This is a genomic window from Desulfobacter sp. (assembly GCA_028768525.1).
Taxonomy (GTDB): Bacteria; Desulfobacterota; Desulfobacteria; order Desulfobacterales; family Desulfobacteraceae; genus Desulfobacter.
Window position 1 is genome coordinate 1,928,603 of sequence record CP054837.1, and the last position, 15,581, is coordinate 1,944,183.

Genomic DNA, 15,581 nt, shown 5'->3' on the forward strand with positions numbered 1-15,581 from the left:
CTTTAGGAGTTGATCATCTTTCCGGCCAGGTCAAGGGTGCTCAGACGTTGCTGAGCCAGCCGGGCCCATACTGAATCATAGGTCTGGGCCACATGCTCAAAGGTCTGCTTTGCCTTATCCAGGACATTTCCCTTTTGATAGGCATCCCCCAGCAAAAAACCGATATTGGCCTTGGCCCGGTCCCCTTGAGAAAAATCCAGGGCCTTGGCATAGGCCTCGGCCGCCCTTACATAGGATTTCATATCCAGATAGGTATTGCCCAGGGTTTTATAGGAATCGGTCAGTTCTTCATAATGGTTGCCCTTGGCCGAAGCATAGGCTTTCACCGCCCGTTCCAAAAGTGCTGAAGAGGTCTTCAGGTCCCCTTTTTTCTCATACACCTGAGAGTGATACATGAGGATGCCGCCCCGGTCAAAGGAATTTTTAGCAGCGACATAGGCTTTTTTAAACTGGGCGTCGGCCCTGCTCAAATTCTTTTTTTCAATATAAATACGCCCCATGCGGGTCAGGACGGCGGCCCGGTCTTTATGCTTGGGGAACCGCTTGGAAAAGGAGGACAGCAATTTCAAGGCATCCTCATCCCTGCCGGACTCATCCATGGCCACGCCCAGGCCGTAGAGCAGTTCCGCAGGGCGCCGCGCCCGCTTATACCTTTTATAGGCGGAAATCAGCTGGTTGAATGCCTCTTCATAAAGGTCCGCCCTAAGATAAGCCATGCCCACCCTAAAAGCGATGAGTCGGCTGCTCATCTTGTCCAGCTTAACGGATTCCTGTTCATACCGGTTTAACACCGAGGTATATTCATCGTTTTTGAGCTGTTCTTTAAAAAGGGCCTCATAGGCACGCTGCATCAGCTTCACCGCTTCGTAGCGCAATCCCCTCGGGTGGGTGGAAAGCAGGTCTTCAATTTCCTTGATGCATTTATCATACTCCCCCTGCTTCTGATAAATTTCCGCCAGGCGCATCATGGCGATTCTGGCATAGGTATTGTCCGGAAACCGGGTTTTCACCATCTGGTAGATTTCTATTTTTTCAGGATCGGTTTTCAGGTAGCGGGCGATGCCGATGGAAGCATTGATAAACCCCGGGGTATCCGGGAATTTTTCCCGGACCAGCTCATAGATTTTCAGGGCCTTTTTATCCTTATTCTCCATGCTGAATGCATCCCCCACCTTGGAGAGCAGCATATCCCGGTTGGGGATGTCCGGAAAAAGGTTCATCACCCGCATATAACTTTCCCGGGCCCCGCGGCTCAACCCCAGTTCAAAATTTGCATCCCCGGTATAGAGAAGCAGGTCTGAAGATTCATACACCTTTTTGATGTCGTTTTTCACCACATAGTTAAGCACGCTCAGGGAATCAAAATACTGTCTCTTGCGGAAGAGGGCCTTGCCGTATCCCACGCCGGCATCGGTGATATAGCTATTGTCCAGGGGGGACTGGAACACCTTTTTATACATCCGCAGGGCCTTGTCCGTATATCCCTTTTCATCATAGATGGTTGCAAGATAGTATTCGATTTCCGGCATGCCGGTGTAATCGGGATAGGCCTTGCGCACGATATTAAAATAACCTTCTGCGGCCGAATTGTTCTTCAGCCGGGACTGAATCATCCCCATGGCGGCATAGGCAAAGGGCACATAATTGGACTGGGAATAGGAAACCAGTGCATCCTGGAACATCCGTTCCGCCCTGATCAGTTTGGCAAAATCTTCATCCTCTATGCTCTTATAGTAGGTATAGGCTTTAAGATAATAGACCTGTTCCAGGCAGGCGAAATTCTCCTGGAACATGTACTGGTCCAGGACCTTGTATGCATCCTTGTACAAATCCTTTTTAATGAGCAGTACGGCCCGGTCAACGGCCTTTGAATCGCAGCCCATCATGGGATCCTTCCCCCTGTGGATATCGCTGATATCTCCACGGAACTCGCTCCGCGTCCGTTTTGGGGGCACATACACAGGCGGCGCCTTAGGCGCAGCAGCCTGTTTGGCTTTCGGGACGGCCTTGGGCACCGGTTTGGGTTTGGGTTTGGCTTTGGGCTTGGGTGGGGCCGGCTGTGCTGCAGGCTTTTCAACTGCCCTTACCGGCGCCGGCTTGGGTGCAGGCGCTTTCTCGGCCGGCTCCGGGGCAGCAGAGGTTTCTGAGACTTCGCTTTCCGGGGGCGGCGGGACCTGTTTTTTCCCAGTTTCCTGGGGTGCCGGTACAGCCTTGGGCTTCTCTGGCTCCGGAACCGGCATTGGGGCCGGGGCAAGCGCTTCCAGGCCCACGGTCAGCCGGGTATTGGAGGAATTAAAGGATGACTCGATTTTGTCATAGGCCTTTTTGGCTGCCAGAACCACGGCCACCACATTTCCATCCAGGGTTTCCACATTAACGGCGCTTAAGGCTGGATTGTTTTTCCCTTTCACTTGGAACCCCTTGGCCAGGGCCACATTTTTCAGGGCAATCAGCACTTCTTTTTCACTGATGCGTATCACCTTGACCGGGGCTTTACCGGTGACTTCAAATTCCACGGACAGGGGGGAACCTTTAATCAGCATGGTTTTAACAAGGGGATATTTTGCCATGGCTGCACCGGGATAGCCCCAGAAAAGCGCCATAAGAAGCACCGCCCTGAAAAATACACCCCGATACGTGGTTGCTAATTCTCTCATAACGTATTTTTATCCCTGTGGGTTAATAGTTGGAGAATTAAGAAAGCAAATAATATGCCATGTCCCTTACACGCATATCATATCAGACCAGACCGGCAAATAAAAGCCCGGAGACCGTCTTAACAACCCGGGAAAGCATGCAAACAGAATGTAAAAAGGAGGGGAATCCGTCGGAACGCGTCAAAAAACCGGCATTTCGTCTTCAGGCTCAATGTTCAGCTTTTTGATTTTCTCCACCAGGGTGGTGCGGTTCATTTTCAGCATCTCGGCCGCCCGGGCTTTCACCCAGCCGGTTTCGTTGAGGGCATGGGCAATCAGGGCCCTCTGGTAAAGCTCCACTGCCTCCGAAAACCCAACACCGTTCTTGAACACCGAGACCACTGAAGGAGAGCCCTGACCGGGCGTGGCGCCGGACATGCAGGTGGGAAGGTCATGGGCCGGTACAAGATCCTCTTCCACCAGAACGGAGATCCGCTCCACCAGATTTTCAAGTTCCCGGATGTTGCCCGGCCATTCATACCGCATCAGCATGTCCCGGGCCTCAGCCGTGAATTCTTTTGGGCGGTAATCGGCAGAGCGCCGGACCAGCACCTCCTGAAAATGGTCAACAAGGGGCATGATATCCTCGGTCCGCTCCCTCAGGGGCATAATACGGATGGGAATCACGTTGAGACGGTAATAGAGGTCTTCCCGGAAGGTACCGGTTTCAATGGCCGCAGGAAGGTCTTTATTGGTGGCGGAAATCACCCGGATATCCACCTCAATGGTCTGGCTGCCCCCTACCCGCTCAAACTGCCGCTCCTGAAGGGCCCGCAGCAGTTTAACCTGGAGCTCCGGACTCATATCCCCGATTTCGTCCAGAAAAATAGTACCCTGGTCGGCGATTTCAAACCGGCCTGTCCTTGACCGGTGCGCCCCGGTAAAAGCCCCTTTTTCGTGGCCGAACAATTCGCTTTCAAGGAGTTCTCCGGGGATGGCCCCGCAGTTTATGATCACCATGGGGCCGTTTCTTCTGGCGGAATTCTTATGGATGGCCCGGGCGATCAACTCCTTGCCCGTGCCGCTTTCACCGGTGATCAGCACAGAGGAATCCGACTTGGCTACCTTGCGGGCCGTATCCAGCACATTGGCCAATGCGTTGCTGACACCGGCAATGCCTGTGCGGTCAAAGCCGTCAGCATTTTTTTCCGTTCCCCTGGCAGGGCACTCACCGGTTCGGACCGTCGAAGCAAGGCTCATTTGAGAATCTTTGTCAGCTTGTCGGAAATGGCCTCGGCAGTGAAGGGCTTGACAACATAATTGGAAACGCCGGCCTGCACCGCCTCAATTACATTCTGTTTCTGGGCCTCTGCCGTCACCATGAGGAAGGGAGCGGTTTTATATTTGGCGCTGGCACGAACCTTCTTCAACAATTCAAGGCCGGTCATCTTAGGCATGTTCCAGTCGGATATGATCAGGTCAATATCCTGACTCTCAAGGACATCCCATGCGGTTGTACCATCATCAGCTTCCACCAGATTTTTAAAACCAAGCTGTTTTAAGATGTTCTTTAAAATACGGCGCATGGTTGCAAAATCGTCAACTATCAGAACCTTGATGGATGTGTCCATTGCCACATTTTCCTCCTTAATCGGGTTGAAGCCCCTCGTCTACCTGTCAAAACACACCTCAATAGTAAATTCCCCACCGTCGGTTTTAAACGGAATGGCGATTTTCGGTCCGTCCACATAATGCCTGATGGTATGATTCTTACCCGTAATTACAGACGGAATGGCAGCCTTAAATACCTTGCCGATCTCATCCAACTCTTTTCTGGCCTGGCCTGAAATCATATTGGTCAACTCGCCCACGGCATCGGAGATATCCTCGTTAAGGGTTTCCATTTCTTCTCCGAGCATGTTTGAAACGACCGTTAAAATGCAGCTTTCTTCAAAGGTAACGGCTATGGTGCCGTGGGCCACGCCGGTCAACCCGATCACACCGGTCACATCCCCCACGGCGGTTGTCCCTTTTTTTAAATAGGGTTTCCCGGCCTCCACCGACATAAAGGCCATGGTTTCCAGGACATTTATGGTTGCGTTAATAAACGGGTTGATTAATTTTACATCCACAGCCGATTGCCTCCAGGCCCTTTAATCCCAGCTTTGCTCACTGTTGTAACGGACAATATTCTTCAAATGGGTATATACGTCCACGTCCATGGATTCAAATTCAATGCCCACACCGCCATCGCCCTGACGGGCCACCCGGCCCCGGATCTCCAGGGAAATCTCTTCAATCCCGCCGGTGAGAAAAATATTCACGGTGCAGGGCGCTTCCGGTGAAAAGGCATCATCTGTTTTGGCAAAAACCCCCTTTTGGCTCAAGTCCTTGGAGCTGGCATTTAAAACGGTCCGGCTGTCACCGGTATCGAATATAATTTCAACTCTGGTAGCAAATCCCACTCTGGCATATTTTCGTCTGTCATCGTTGTTTACTGCATCCATAGCCGGTTTACTCCATGTTGGAAATCGTCAGATACCTAAGGTTTTGCCTGGAAATCAAATTAGCATATTTTAATTTTAGTCTCAAGCCATTAAAAGTCCTCGGGCATATCCTGATCGGCAATGCGCAGAAATGCGTCAACCGCCTCAGGATCAAACTGCGTACCCGAATTTTCGGCGATAATGGCCAGCACATCCTTTTTGTCCATTTTTTTCCGGTAGGCCCTGTCCGAGGCCATGGCGTCGTAGCAGTCCGCCACGGACATAATCCTGGCAAGCTTTGGAATCTGGTTCCCCTTCAACCCGTCGGGATATCCGTTGCCGTCAAACCGCTCGTGGTGGTGGCGGATGATTTCCATTTCCCGGTCCCAGAGCCCCAGCTTGCTGATGATATCGGCACCGATCACCGGGTGCTCCTTTATTTTCTCATACTCGTCTTCCGTGAGCCGTCCCGGTTTAAGCAGGATATCGTCCCGGATGCCGATCTTGCCGATGTCATGCAAACTACCGGCAAAATTAATGACATCAAGCTCCTCTTCGGTACACCCCATTTCCTCGGCAATCATATGGGCGTACCTGGCCACCCGCGTAGAATGCTTGCGGGTATACAAATCCCTTACCTCAAGGGCGGTAACAAAGGCATAGAGGGTTGAAAACAGATTCTCATAAATATTTTCATATAAAGCGATATTCTCAATGGCGGAGGCGGCTTTCTGGGTGATAAAATTCATGTAATAAATGTCCTGCTCGCTGAAAGCCCGCCCGTTTTCAAATATATATGCCGAGGCAACACCGAATATTTTATCCCTGATCTTGAGGGGAACCCCCATGAAAGAACGCACCGGCTCTCCCAGGGCATTGGTACTCCCGGCACCGGCGATCAGGCAGGGGTTCTCATCCCCCTCCAACGATTCCACGATAAAGGCCTTGGCCTGTTCGGGGATATCACTGCTGTAGGACTTCAGCACCAGGTCGTCCTCATATCCGGAACTGGATTTTGCCACCAGCACCAGAGACCGGTCCTGTTCCGAATAAATATGAAAAAACACCTTGTCCGCCTTGAGTTCCTCGACCCCCAGGTCCACCACCTTATTAAAGATGCCGTAACTGGAATCTGTGGCGGCAAAGTCTTCCATGACCCGGTTCAAGGTATTGACCTCTTCCACCCGCCGGATCAGTTCCTCGTTGAGCTTGCGAAGCCGCTCCTGCCGTTCCACCTCCTCCTTGAGGATAAGATTTTCCACAAAAAGCTCCCGCTCGCGCAGGATCCGGGTGAGGGTCAGTTCCATCTGTTCCAGGTTAACGGGTTTGATCAGGTAGTCCACAACCCCGTTTTTAAGGGTCTGTATGGAATTCTCCAGGGAAGGGTATCCCGTCATGACCACAACGGGGAGGGTGCTCTCAATCTGCCGGACCCGCTCGGCCAGTTCCAATCCGTCCATAACCGGCATATTGATATCAGTGAAAATACAGCCGATATTGATGCGGTTGATAATCTCCAGGGCCTCGGCCCCGTTACCGGCGGTGTAAACTTCATATCCTTTTCTTTGAAAATATCCTTCAGTGACGTCCAGAATCCCTTCTTCATCGTCCACCACCAGAATTTTGACGCTTTCTTTATCCATCGAAAATCAACCTGTTGTTAATCGCTTCTGAAAGTTAAGGGTAAATGTATATGAAAGCACTATTTTTAGCAACAAAAATCAAAATGCGGCATATTTGAAATATTGAGAATATAATTCTTTTATCTTTCTTTTTTATAGTGCAAAATTCTTGACACAGCCTATAAAAATGAATATTTTACAAAAAGCGACCGGTTCAACATAGAATACACAGTCAACCAGAAACAAAAGCAGTACAACCTTCGGACAAAAGCGTATGGATAAAACAGACCTTCAGATTCTCAAAATTTTACAGAAAAAAGCAAGAATACCCAACGTAGAAGTGGCAAGAACCATTGGAATGGCGCCGTCCGCGGTTCTTGAACGCATTAAAAAACTGGAGGCCCGGGGGGTCATCCAGGGATATGAGGTCCGGCTGAACCCCGAAATGTTCGACTGCGCCATGACGGCCTTTGTACATGTCAGGGTCAGCCCGCCCTCAATGATCCAGAATGCGGGCGAACAACTGGCCGCCATTGAACAGGTTCAGGAGGTCCACTATCTGGCCGGGGAAGACAGCCTCATGGCCAAGATCAAAACATCGGGAAACAGGGAGCTGGATGAGGTGATACGCAAAAAAATCGCCGCCATAGATGCCGTTGAAGGTACCCGGACATCCATTGCCCTTTCCTCCTTTAAGGAAAGCGCCAAGATAAAACTGCCGGATCAGATTTAGCCGGCATCCTAAATATAGATAAGGAAACAGCACCATGCCCATGTCAACCGAATTCAAAAGCAGATTGACCCCCATTTTAAAGGATATTGTCAGCACCTTCGGCACCCCTTTTCATATTTACGATGAAGCCGGGATCCTCAGTACATGTCAAGAACTGAACACGGCATTCTCACCCATTGAGGGATTCAAGGAATTTTTTGCCGTCAAGGCCCTGCCCAATCCCTCTGTCATGGAAATCCTGAGATCCCAGGGGTTTGGATTTGACTGTTCATCCGTACCGGAACTCACCCTGGCCAGACGAATCGGCAGCACCGGAGATGACATCATGTTCACCTCAAACAATACCAGCCGGGCCCAGTTCACCGCCGCCCTGGACCAGGAGGGGTGCATCATCAACCTGGACGATATTTCCCTGCTGCCCAAGCTTCCCCAGATGCCGGAGCTGCTCTGCTTCAGATACAATCCCGGGGCAAAACGGAACGGCAACAGCATCATCGGCAACCCCCTGGAATCCAAGTACGGCGTCAGCAACGACCAGGTGGTCCGGGCCTATGAGCTGGCCCGGGACGCAGGGGTGAAACGCTTCGGCATCCATACCATGCTGGCCTCCAACGAACTGAACCACCAGTACATGATCGATACGGCGGATATGCTCCTGGAACTGATTGGGGAAATCCACGGCAAACTGGGCATCAAATTTGAATTTATCAACATCGGCGGGGGCCTGGGCATCCCCTACCTGCCCGAGGCCCCCCGGTTCGATATCCAGGCCATGGCCGCCGGCATTGTGGCCTCCTTTAAGGACTTTAAAGAGAAAAACGGATGGATCCCCCGGCTGTATATGGAAAGCGGGCGCTATATCACCGGCCCCCACGGCGCCCTGGTGACCTCCGTGATCAACCACAAGGAAATCTACAGAAAATATGTGGGCGTAGACGCCTCCATGTCCGCCCTCATGCGGCCGGGCATGTACGATGCCTACCATCATATCCATATTTTGGGCAAAGAATCCGGCCTGCCCGTAAAGCCCGTGGATGTGGTCGGCGCCCTGTGTGAAAACAACGATAAATTCGCGGTTCAGCGGGACCTGCCCGAAACCAGCGAGGGGGACATCCTCATCATCCATGACACCGGCGCCCACGGCCATGCCATGGGATTCAACTACAACGGCCACCTGCGCCCCAAGGAACTGCTGTTGAAAACAGACGGCAGCGTAGCGCTTATCCGCAGGGCCGAAACCATGGACGACTATTTTGCCACCCTGAACTTTACCCCCAAAACCATGACCCCCTAAAGGAGGCCCCATGTCCTATTGTATGGTATTGGTCACCTGTGAAAGCCAGGCCGAGGCCCATGGCCTGGCCGGGAAACTGCTGGAGAAAAGACTGGCCGCCTGCGTCCAGATCCACCCGGTGACCAGTATCTATACCTGGAAAAACAAGGTTCACACCGATCCTGAATTCCGAATGGTTATCAAGACAACGACAGAACTCTATCCTGCAATTGAAAAATTCATTGCCGGGCACCACGGATATGAGGTGCCCCAGATCATCAGCGTCCCCATTGAACAGGGACTTCCATCCTATCTAAACTGGATGGATGAGCATACCCGATAAGCGAGTTTTCAAACCAGGCCCAAGGCCGATAGAAGCCGCCTCAAATTTTAAGGCGGCTGAAATGGATATCCAGGGCGTCATCCATATTCTCCCTCAAATTCAAATCCAGCGTCTCTTTATCCTCTCCGGATAATTCATCCCATGTTGGGGCAAGCCCCTGGACAGGCAAAAAGGAAAACTGTACCAGGGGATTGGTGCGGATCACCCGGGGACTGTGCTGGCGGCGCATGGCCAGGTAAAAGGAGACAAAAGACCGGGGAGAGTGCCCCGGGGAAAGTCGGCCGCCGTCAAACCCGTATCCTGCCGCTGCCGGGCAACCGGGCAGTCCTTCCGGGACAATTTCAAGGAGCATGTCCACCCGTCCGGTCAAAAGGGAGGATTCATTTTCAACCGCCAGCACCTCATATCCCAGATCTTCCAGGTACCGGCCCACACGCTCCATCACCCTTATTTTCAGGGAAAGTCCCTGGATGGCTCCGGCGGCATCCCCATTGCCTGGGAAAAAACAGGCATGGTCGGGGAGGGAGTTCATCACCCCGAAGCGGAGAGGCGTTATCGCCTCGGTGTCGGACTCAAACCAGGCGCAGCCGGCCATAAATATCAAAACGGCAGCAACCGCTGCCGCCCCAAATCCTCTTTTGAAACGAATCTCAGCACCTGTACCCAAACGTCTCATTCTCCTGTACGGGTTTACGCCTATTGGTTCCGGCGGTAATGAAGAACACCATTTTCTTCCCCTATAAAATCCATGCCCGCATACTCGGCAATTCGCGCCGACGCCGGGTTATTTTTTTTAATTTCCGCCCGGACAGGCCCTGAAATCCGCCCTGCCGCCAAAGCCACCATTTGCTTGGCCACCCCCCTTCCCCTGGCTTGGGGGGCCGTGGTCCAGGATAGCTCCCATACACCTCCGGACAGGTCCGCCCGCACCGTACCCACGGGCACACCGGCCTCCTGGGCAATTAACAATTGGCGATTGCTGTCCGCCAATACGCAGGCCAGCCAGACCAGATGTTCTTCCCGCTCCACCGGCGATGTATTCCGGCTGGATTTCCTGGTGTCTGGATCGTTTCGCCATTCCATGGTGATATCCGCATCCGCCATGGTGGCAGGACGCAATGTCAATGTGCCGTTCATGCCGTTTCTTCTCCTGGCGGAGTTAATCATTGCACAAGAAATTTTTCATGGAAACGCCGGGCCGGGGCTGAAAAGCAGCCGTGGCGCCGGACCTGTCCGGTTTTACGGGCAAGGTCCCGGCCCTTTATTCGATGGGTGAATAAAACAATGTCTAGTAAATGACCTTTGTGGTTGCAGCATCAAAGAGATGCAGCTCCTCCAGGTTCATTGAGAGACAAACGGTGTCGCCGGGGGCATAGACCTGCTTGCCTTCACTCTTTGACATCATATTCACTCCGTTGATATCCATGTGCAGGTAAGTTTCGCTGCCCAGGGGCTCGGCCACGACCACCCGGCCTTCGAACTGCCAGTCTTCCGGGACCGCTTTTCCGGTTTCCTTGGGGGTGATTTCCTCTGCCCGCAACCCCATCACGGCGTTGGTGCCCCCTTCAAGCAGCACCCCCTCTTTTGGGGGAACGGGGATTCTCAGGCCTGATTCAAATACCGCAAAAAATGCATCCCCCTCTTTTGTAATGGTGCAGTCCACCAGATTCATGGGCGGGGTGCCGATGAAGCCGGCCACAAAGGTGTTGGCGGGATTGGAAAAAAGTTCAAGGGGGGTGCCCACCTGTTCAATGTAGCCGTCTTTGAGTACTACGATGCGGTCGGCCAGGGTCATGGCCTCCACCTGGTCGTGGGTGACGTAGATAATGGTCGAATCCACCCGCTGGTGGAGCATCTTGATTTCCGCCCGCATCTGGATTCTCAGCTTGGCATCCAGGTTGGACAGGGGTTCGTCAAATAAAAATATAGAGGGTTTCCGGACCATGGCACGGCCCATGGCCACCCGCTGGCGCTGCCCGCCGGAAAGCTCGTGGGGCTTTCTTTTCAGCAGGTCTCCCAGCCCAAGGATTTCCGCTACATCCTGGACCCGCTGCCGGATCTCTTCCCCGGGGGTTTTGCTCAGTTTCAGTCCGAAGGACATGTTGTCGAACACGTTCATATGGGGATAGAGGGCATAGTTCTGGAACACCATGGCCAGCCCCCGGTCCTTGGGGGCGATATCATTGACCACTTTGCCGTTGATGGAAATGGTGCCGCCGGAGATCTCTTCCAGGCCGGCCACCATCCGCAGCAATGTGGATTTGCCGCAGCCCGACGGCCCGACCAGAACCAGAAACTCCTTATCCTTGATATCCAGGTCCAGTCCGTGGACCACCTGGGTTTTACCGTACTTCTTTACAACCTTTTTAAACTTTAATTCAGCCATTTAACTTCCAAAAAATTAATTATTCGGGGAATTTTTAAAATTTTGCCCCAATAAACAATAAAACAGGTGAATAAGCAAATCTTTTTTTAAAAATCCAATTAAATCTTGACACCTTAACAATATCCAACTAAATCAGGGCTAACCCAAAAAGTTTTATGTGAAGCAGACAACACTTAAATTAACCCCGGAACCATATTTAACTATAGGATAAGGAGAAATATCCCATGAAACTGACTCGGATAGCCCTGTTGGTCATGACAGCCCTGTGCCTGGCCCTGCCGGCATCGGTATTTGCCAAACCCGTCACCATCAATTGGTGGCATGCCATGAGAAGCGCCCGCGGTGAAGTGGTTGCAAAAATGATTGAAGAGTTCAATGCCTCCCAGTCCGACTACAAAGTGGTCGGTACCTTCAAGGGCAACTATGATGAAACCATGAATGCCGGCGTGGCCGCATTCCGGGCAAAAAAACAGCCCCACATTCTCCAGGTATTTGAAGTCGGCACCCAGACCATGATGCTCTCCGGCGCCGTATATCCTGTATTTGAACTGATGAAGGACACCGGCTATGACATCGACTGGAGCCGTTACCTCCAGGCCGTTCTCTCCTACTATATGAACGCCGACGGGAATCTTGTCTCCATGCCCTTCAACAGCTCCACCCCCATCATGTATTACAATGTGGATATGTTTAAAAAGGCGGGCATCGCTCCCCTGTCCAAAACCGAGCCCGTCACCTGGGACGAACTGGGTGAAATCACCAAAAAGCTGGTCCAGGCAGGGATCGCCCCCGCAGGCATGGTCACTGCATGGCAGTCCTGGACCCAGATCGAAAACTACTCCGCCATCCACAACACCCCCTTTGCCTCCAAAGCCAATGGATACGAAGGACTGGACTGCGAGCTTGAAATCAACAATCCCATGGTGGTCAAACACATCACCCGCCTGAAATCCTGGGCCGATGACAAGCGGTTCATGTACGGCGGGCAGAAATACCAGGGTCCCAAATCCGAATTCATTGCCCAGAATGCCGCCATCTACATCGATTCCATCTCCGGCATTGCCAAGCTGAAAAAAGCGGTAAAGGATTTTAAATGGGATGCGGCGCCCCTGCCCATCGAAGCCGGTACCACCCCCCAGAACTCCATCATCGGCGGGGCATCGCTGTGGGTGCTTAACGGACACACCAAAGAAGAATACAAGGGCGTTGCCGCCTTCCTGAAATTCCTGGCCTCCAACGAGATGCAGGAATTCTGGCACAAGGAAACCGGTTACTTCCCCATCACCATTGACGCCTACGAATCCCTGAAAGCCAAAGGATACTATGACAGCGATCCCCTTCAGGAAGTGGGCATCAGCCAGCTCAACCGGGCCATCCCCACCAAGATTTCCCGGGGCCTGCGCCTGGGCTATTTTGTCCAGATCAGGAACATCATCAACGAAGAACTGGAGATGGTCTGGAACGGGAAGAAATCCCCCCAGAAGGCATTGGATGATGCGACTGCCAGAAGCAACGCCCAACTGAAAACCTTTGCCAAAACTTATAAATAGCATTTAGAGTAAAAAGCCGGACAGATCCTGCAGCACAGCACATCTGTCCGGCTTTTCTACGCGACCACTGCTATCATTTTAGCATCGTATAAACTGTTAGGATTATGATTAAACGTTCCTTTTTTAAATCCAGGTATCTGCCCTACCTTCTGATCTTACCCCAGATACTGGTCACTCTGACCTTTTTTTACTGGCCGGCGATCCAGGGCATCATACAATCCTTTCTGCTCAGCGACCCTTTTGGCAGAAAATCCACCTTTGTATGGTTTTATAATTACATTGAATTGTTCACCGACCCCCTCTACCTGAAATCCATCCTCATCACCTTTATCTTCAGCCTGGCCACGGCAGCGGTTTCCATCTCTTTAGGACTGTTCATCGCCTCCATGGCCAACCGCGCGCTGAAAGCCAAGGCCCTGGTAAGGACCATGCTCATCTGGCCCTATGCCGTGGCCCCGGCCATTTCAGGTATCATGTGGCTATTTCTTCTCCATCCCTCCTACGGGATTGTGGCCATTGCCATTAAAAAAAGCATGGGCGTGGACTGGAACCCGGTGCTCTACGGAACCGACGCCATGATCATGATCGTCATGGCCAGCGCATGGAAAGAGGTCTCCTATAATTTCGTATTCTTTGTGGCGGGCATGCAGGCCGTTCCCAAATCCCTGATCGAGGCGGCGGCCATTGACGGTGCCGGCCCCTTCAGGCGGTTCTGGACCATTACCCTGCCCCTGCTCTCCCCGACCTTTTTCTTTCTGATGGTAATGAACATCATCTACTCTTTTTTTGAAACCTTCGGCATCATCCACACCGTCACCCAGGGGGGGCCGGGCGGCTCCACCAACATCCTGGTGTACAAGGTCTACCAGGACGGCTTTGTGGGCCTGAACCTGGGCTCTTCATCGGCCCAGTCCGTGGTGCTCATGTCTTTAATAATTATTATCACCTTCCTTCAGTTCAAATTTGTTGAAAAGAAGGTGCAATACAGCGGATAAATATTATGGTTGAACGAACCCCCATACTTGATTTTTTGACATATGCATTTTTGATGATCGGTATCCTCATTGTGGGCTTTCCCATCATCTACAGTCTGATTGCGGCCACCCTGCCTCTGGATGAGGTATCCCGGGTGCCCATGCCCCTGATACCGGGCGACCAGTTTATGGTGAACATGAAAGAGGCCTGGACCCGGGGCGATCTGGGCACCCAGATCACCAACTCCTTTATCATGGCAACCGGGATAACCGTCGGGAAAATCTGCGTCTCCATGATCGGTGCCTTTTCCATCGTCTACTTTGACTATAGATTCCGAAAGCTGGCCTTTGCATCGGTATTCTGCACCCTGATGCTGCCCGTGGAGGTGAGGATCCTGCCCACTTATGAAATGGCGGCCAATGTGCTATCCCCCCTGCAGGCCGTCTGGGATGTCCTCCACCTCAACGGAGTGGTTTCCTGGTTCACGGGCAACGAGTTCAGCCTCACCCTGAACTGGAGCCTCCTGGACTCTTACTCCGGCTTGATCTTTCCTTTGATCGCCTCGGCCACCTGTACCTTTTTGTTCCGGCAGTTCTTTTTGACCATTCCCGAAGAACTCTGCGAGGCGGCAAAAATAGACGGTGCCTCACCCATGACCTTTTTCAGGAAAATTCTCTTTCCCCTGTCCAAAACCAATATCGCCGCTCTGGTGGTCATTGAATTTGTCTATGGGTATAACCAATACCTGTGGCCCCTGCTGGTCACCACCAACACCAAAATGACCACTGCGGTCATCGGTCTGCAGAACCTCATTCCCCAGGCCGACGACCTGCCGGAATGGAATATTGCTCTGGGCGGTGCACTTCTGGTCATGCTGCCGCCGGTACTGGTGGTGCTGTTTATGCAGCGGTGGTTTGTCAAAGGCCTCATCGAAAAAGAAAAATAATGGATTTTACCACGGTTAAAAACCGGTATTACGTCATGCGCCACGGCCAGAGCCTGGCCAACGTTGAAAAAATCATCGTGTCCAGCCCGGAAAACGGTATTCCGGGCTACGGACTCTCCCAAACCGGGAAGGCCCAGGCCGCCGGCGCCATAGAGGCATTCAAGGGACTGGATGAAGAGACCGTCATCGTTTCATCGGATTTCAAAAGGGCACGGGAAACGGCCCAGATTGTGGATAACCACCTCAGTACCCGGGGCGGCGTCACCTGTATCCCCCAGCTCAGGGAACGTTTTTTCGGTGACTTTGAACTGACCGGCGACGAAAATTACCCCCGGGTCTGGGAGGGGGATGCCCAGAGACTGGACCCGCCGCCCCAGGGGGTTGAAGGGGTAAATGCCGTCCTGGATCGGGTGCAGAATTGTATTCTGAACCTCGAAAACCAGTATGAAAATAAAGATATCCTTCTGGTGTCCCACGGGGATACCCTCCAGATTTTTTTAACCTGGCTAAAGGGATGGGATCCGCACCGCCACCGGGAAATCCACCACCTGGACACGGCCGAAATACGTCAAGCCCGACCATGAGCTTTGTTTTTCCTGTACTTTTACCCGGGATTTGATTAATAATTGGT

The 15,581-nt window shown here is 52.3% G+C and carries 16 protein-coding genes; 7 read left to right on the top strand and 9 right to left on the bottom strand.

Going from position 1 to position 15,581, the window contains the following annotated elements:
- Positions 1–2: 2 nt before the first annotated feature.
- The 6 genes from HUN04_08885 to HUN04_08910 form a co-directional block, all read right to left on the bottom strand.
- Positions 3–2,657 (bottom strand): tetratricopeptide repeat protein, encoded by a 2,655-nt coding sequence (locus HUN04_08885; GenBank protein ID WDP89818.1) that lies wholly within the window; start codon positions 2,655–2,657, stop codon positions 3–5.
- 180 nt (positions 2,658–2,837) lie between these two features.
- Complete coding sequence (locus tag HUN04_08890; protein WDP89819.1) at positions 2,838–3,896, bottom strand: sigma-54-dependent Fis family transcriptional regulator; 1,059 nt, start codon at positions 3,894–3,896, stop codon at positions 2,838–2,840.
- On the bottom strand, positions 3,893–4,267 hold the full coding sequence (locus tag HUN04_08895; GenBank protein WDP89820.1) for a response regulator: 375 nt from the start codon (positions 4,265–4,267) through the stop codon (positions 3,893–3,895). The genes HUN04_08890 and HUN04_08895 overlap by 4 nt, the downstream gene beginning before the upstream one ends.
- Positions 4,268–4,306: 39 nt before the next feature.
- Entirely contained in the window at positions 4,307–4,768 is a 462-nt protein-coding gene (locus HUN04_08900; protein WDP89821.1) for a chemotaxis protein CheX, read from the bottom strand.
- Between the two features lie 21 nt (positions 4,769–4,789).
- The gene (locus tag HUN04_08905) at positions 4,790–5,143 is read right to left on the bottom strand and encodes a PilZ domain-containing protein (protein ID WDP89822.1); all 354 of its coding nucleotides are present in this window, start codon (positions 5,141–5,143) and stop codon (positions 4,790–4,792) included.
- Between the two features lie 89 nt (positions 5,144–5,232).
- On the bottom strand, positions 5,233–6,765 hold the full coding sequence (locus tag HUN04_08910) for a response regulator (protein ID WDP89823.1): 1,533 nt from the start codon (positions 6,763–6,765) through the stop codon (positions 5,233–5,235).
- 253 nt (positions 6,766–7,018) lie between these two features.
- Between HUN04_08910 and HUN04_08915 the strand changes: the two genes are divergently transcribed.
- From HUN04_08915 to HUN04_08925, 3 genes are read left to right on the top strand one after another with little or no spacing between them, the layout of a single operon-like run.
- A complete protein-coding gene (locus HUN04_08915) occupies positions 7,019–7,477 on the top strand; it encodes an Lrp/AsnC family transcriptional regulator (protein ID WDP89824.1) in 459 nt (152 codons plus the stop codon).
- Positions 7,478–7,511: 34 nt separating this feature from the next.
- Positions 7,512–8,771 (top strand): diaminopimelate decarboxylase, encoded by a 1,260-nt coding sequence (lysA, locus tag HUN04_08920; GenBank protein ID WDP89825.1) that lies wholly within the window; start codon positions 7,512–7,514, stop codon positions 8,769–8,771.
- Between the two features lie 10 nt (positions 8,772–8,781).
- Positions 8,782–9,093, top strand: a complete 312-nt coding sequence (locus HUN04_08925) for a divalent-cation tolerance protein CutA (GenBank protein ID WDP89826.1) — start codon at positions 8,782–8,784, stop codon at positions 9,091–9,093.
- 40 nt (positions 9,094–9,133) lie between these two features.
- On the opposite strand, the gene HUN04_08930 is transcribed toward HUN04_08925, so the two are convergent.
- From HUN04_08930 to ugpC, 3 genes are all read right to left on the bottom strand, one after another.
- Positions 9,134–9,769 carry a hypothetical protein gene (locus HUN04_08930; GenBank protein WDP89827.1) on the bottom strand — a complete coding sequence of 212 codons (636 nt, stop codon included), beginning with the start codon at positions 9,767–9,769 and terminating at the stop codon, positions 9,134–9,136.
- A 20-nt stretch (positions 9,770–9,789) separates the two neighbouring features.
- Entirely contained in the window at positions 9,790–10,230 is a 441-nt protein-coding gene (locus HUN04_08935; protein WDP89828.1) for a GNAT family N-acetyltransferase, read from the bottom strand.
- Positions 10,231–10,381: 151 nt separating this feature from the next.
- On the bottom strand, positions 10,382–11,479 hold the full coding sequence (gene ugpC, locus HUN04_08940) for a sn-glycerol-3-phosphate ABC transporter ATP-binding protein UgpC (protein ID WDP89829.1): 1,098 nt from the start codon (positions 11,477–11,479) through the stop codon (positions 10,382–10,384).
- 224 nt (positions 11,480–11,703) lie between these two features.
- Between ugpC and ugpB the strand changes: the two genes are divergently transcribed.
- From ugpB to HUN04_08960, 4 genes are all read left to right on the top strand, one after another.
- On the top strand, positions 11,704–13,029 hold the full coding sequence (gene ugpB, locus HUN04_08945; protein WDP89830.1) for a sn-glycerol-3-phosphate ABC transporter substrate-binding protein UgpB: 1,326 nt from the start codon (positions 11,704–11,706) through the stop codon (positions 13,027–13,029).
- Positions 13,030–13,133: 104 nt separating this feature from the next.
- Positions 13,134–14,024, top strand: coding sequence for an ABC transporter permease subunit (locus HUN04_08950; GenBank protein WDP89831.1), 891 nt, complete (start codon positions 13,134–13,136; stop codon positions 14,022–14,024).
- 5 nt (positions 14,025–14,029) lie between these two features.
- Positions 14,030–14,950 (top strand): ABC transporter permease subunit, encoded by a 921-nt coding sequence (locus tag HUN04_08955; GenBank protein WDP89832.1) that lies wholly within the window; start codon positions 14,030–14,032, stop codon positions 14,948–14,950.
- Entirely contained in the window at positions 14,950–15,534 is a 585-nt protein-coding gene (locus tag HUN04_08960) for a histidine phosphatase family protein (GenBank protein ID WDP89833.1), read from the top strand. Before HUN04_08955 ends, HUN04_08960 begins: the two co-directional genes overlap by 1 nt.
- Positions 15,535–15,581 lie beyond the last annotated feature (47 nt).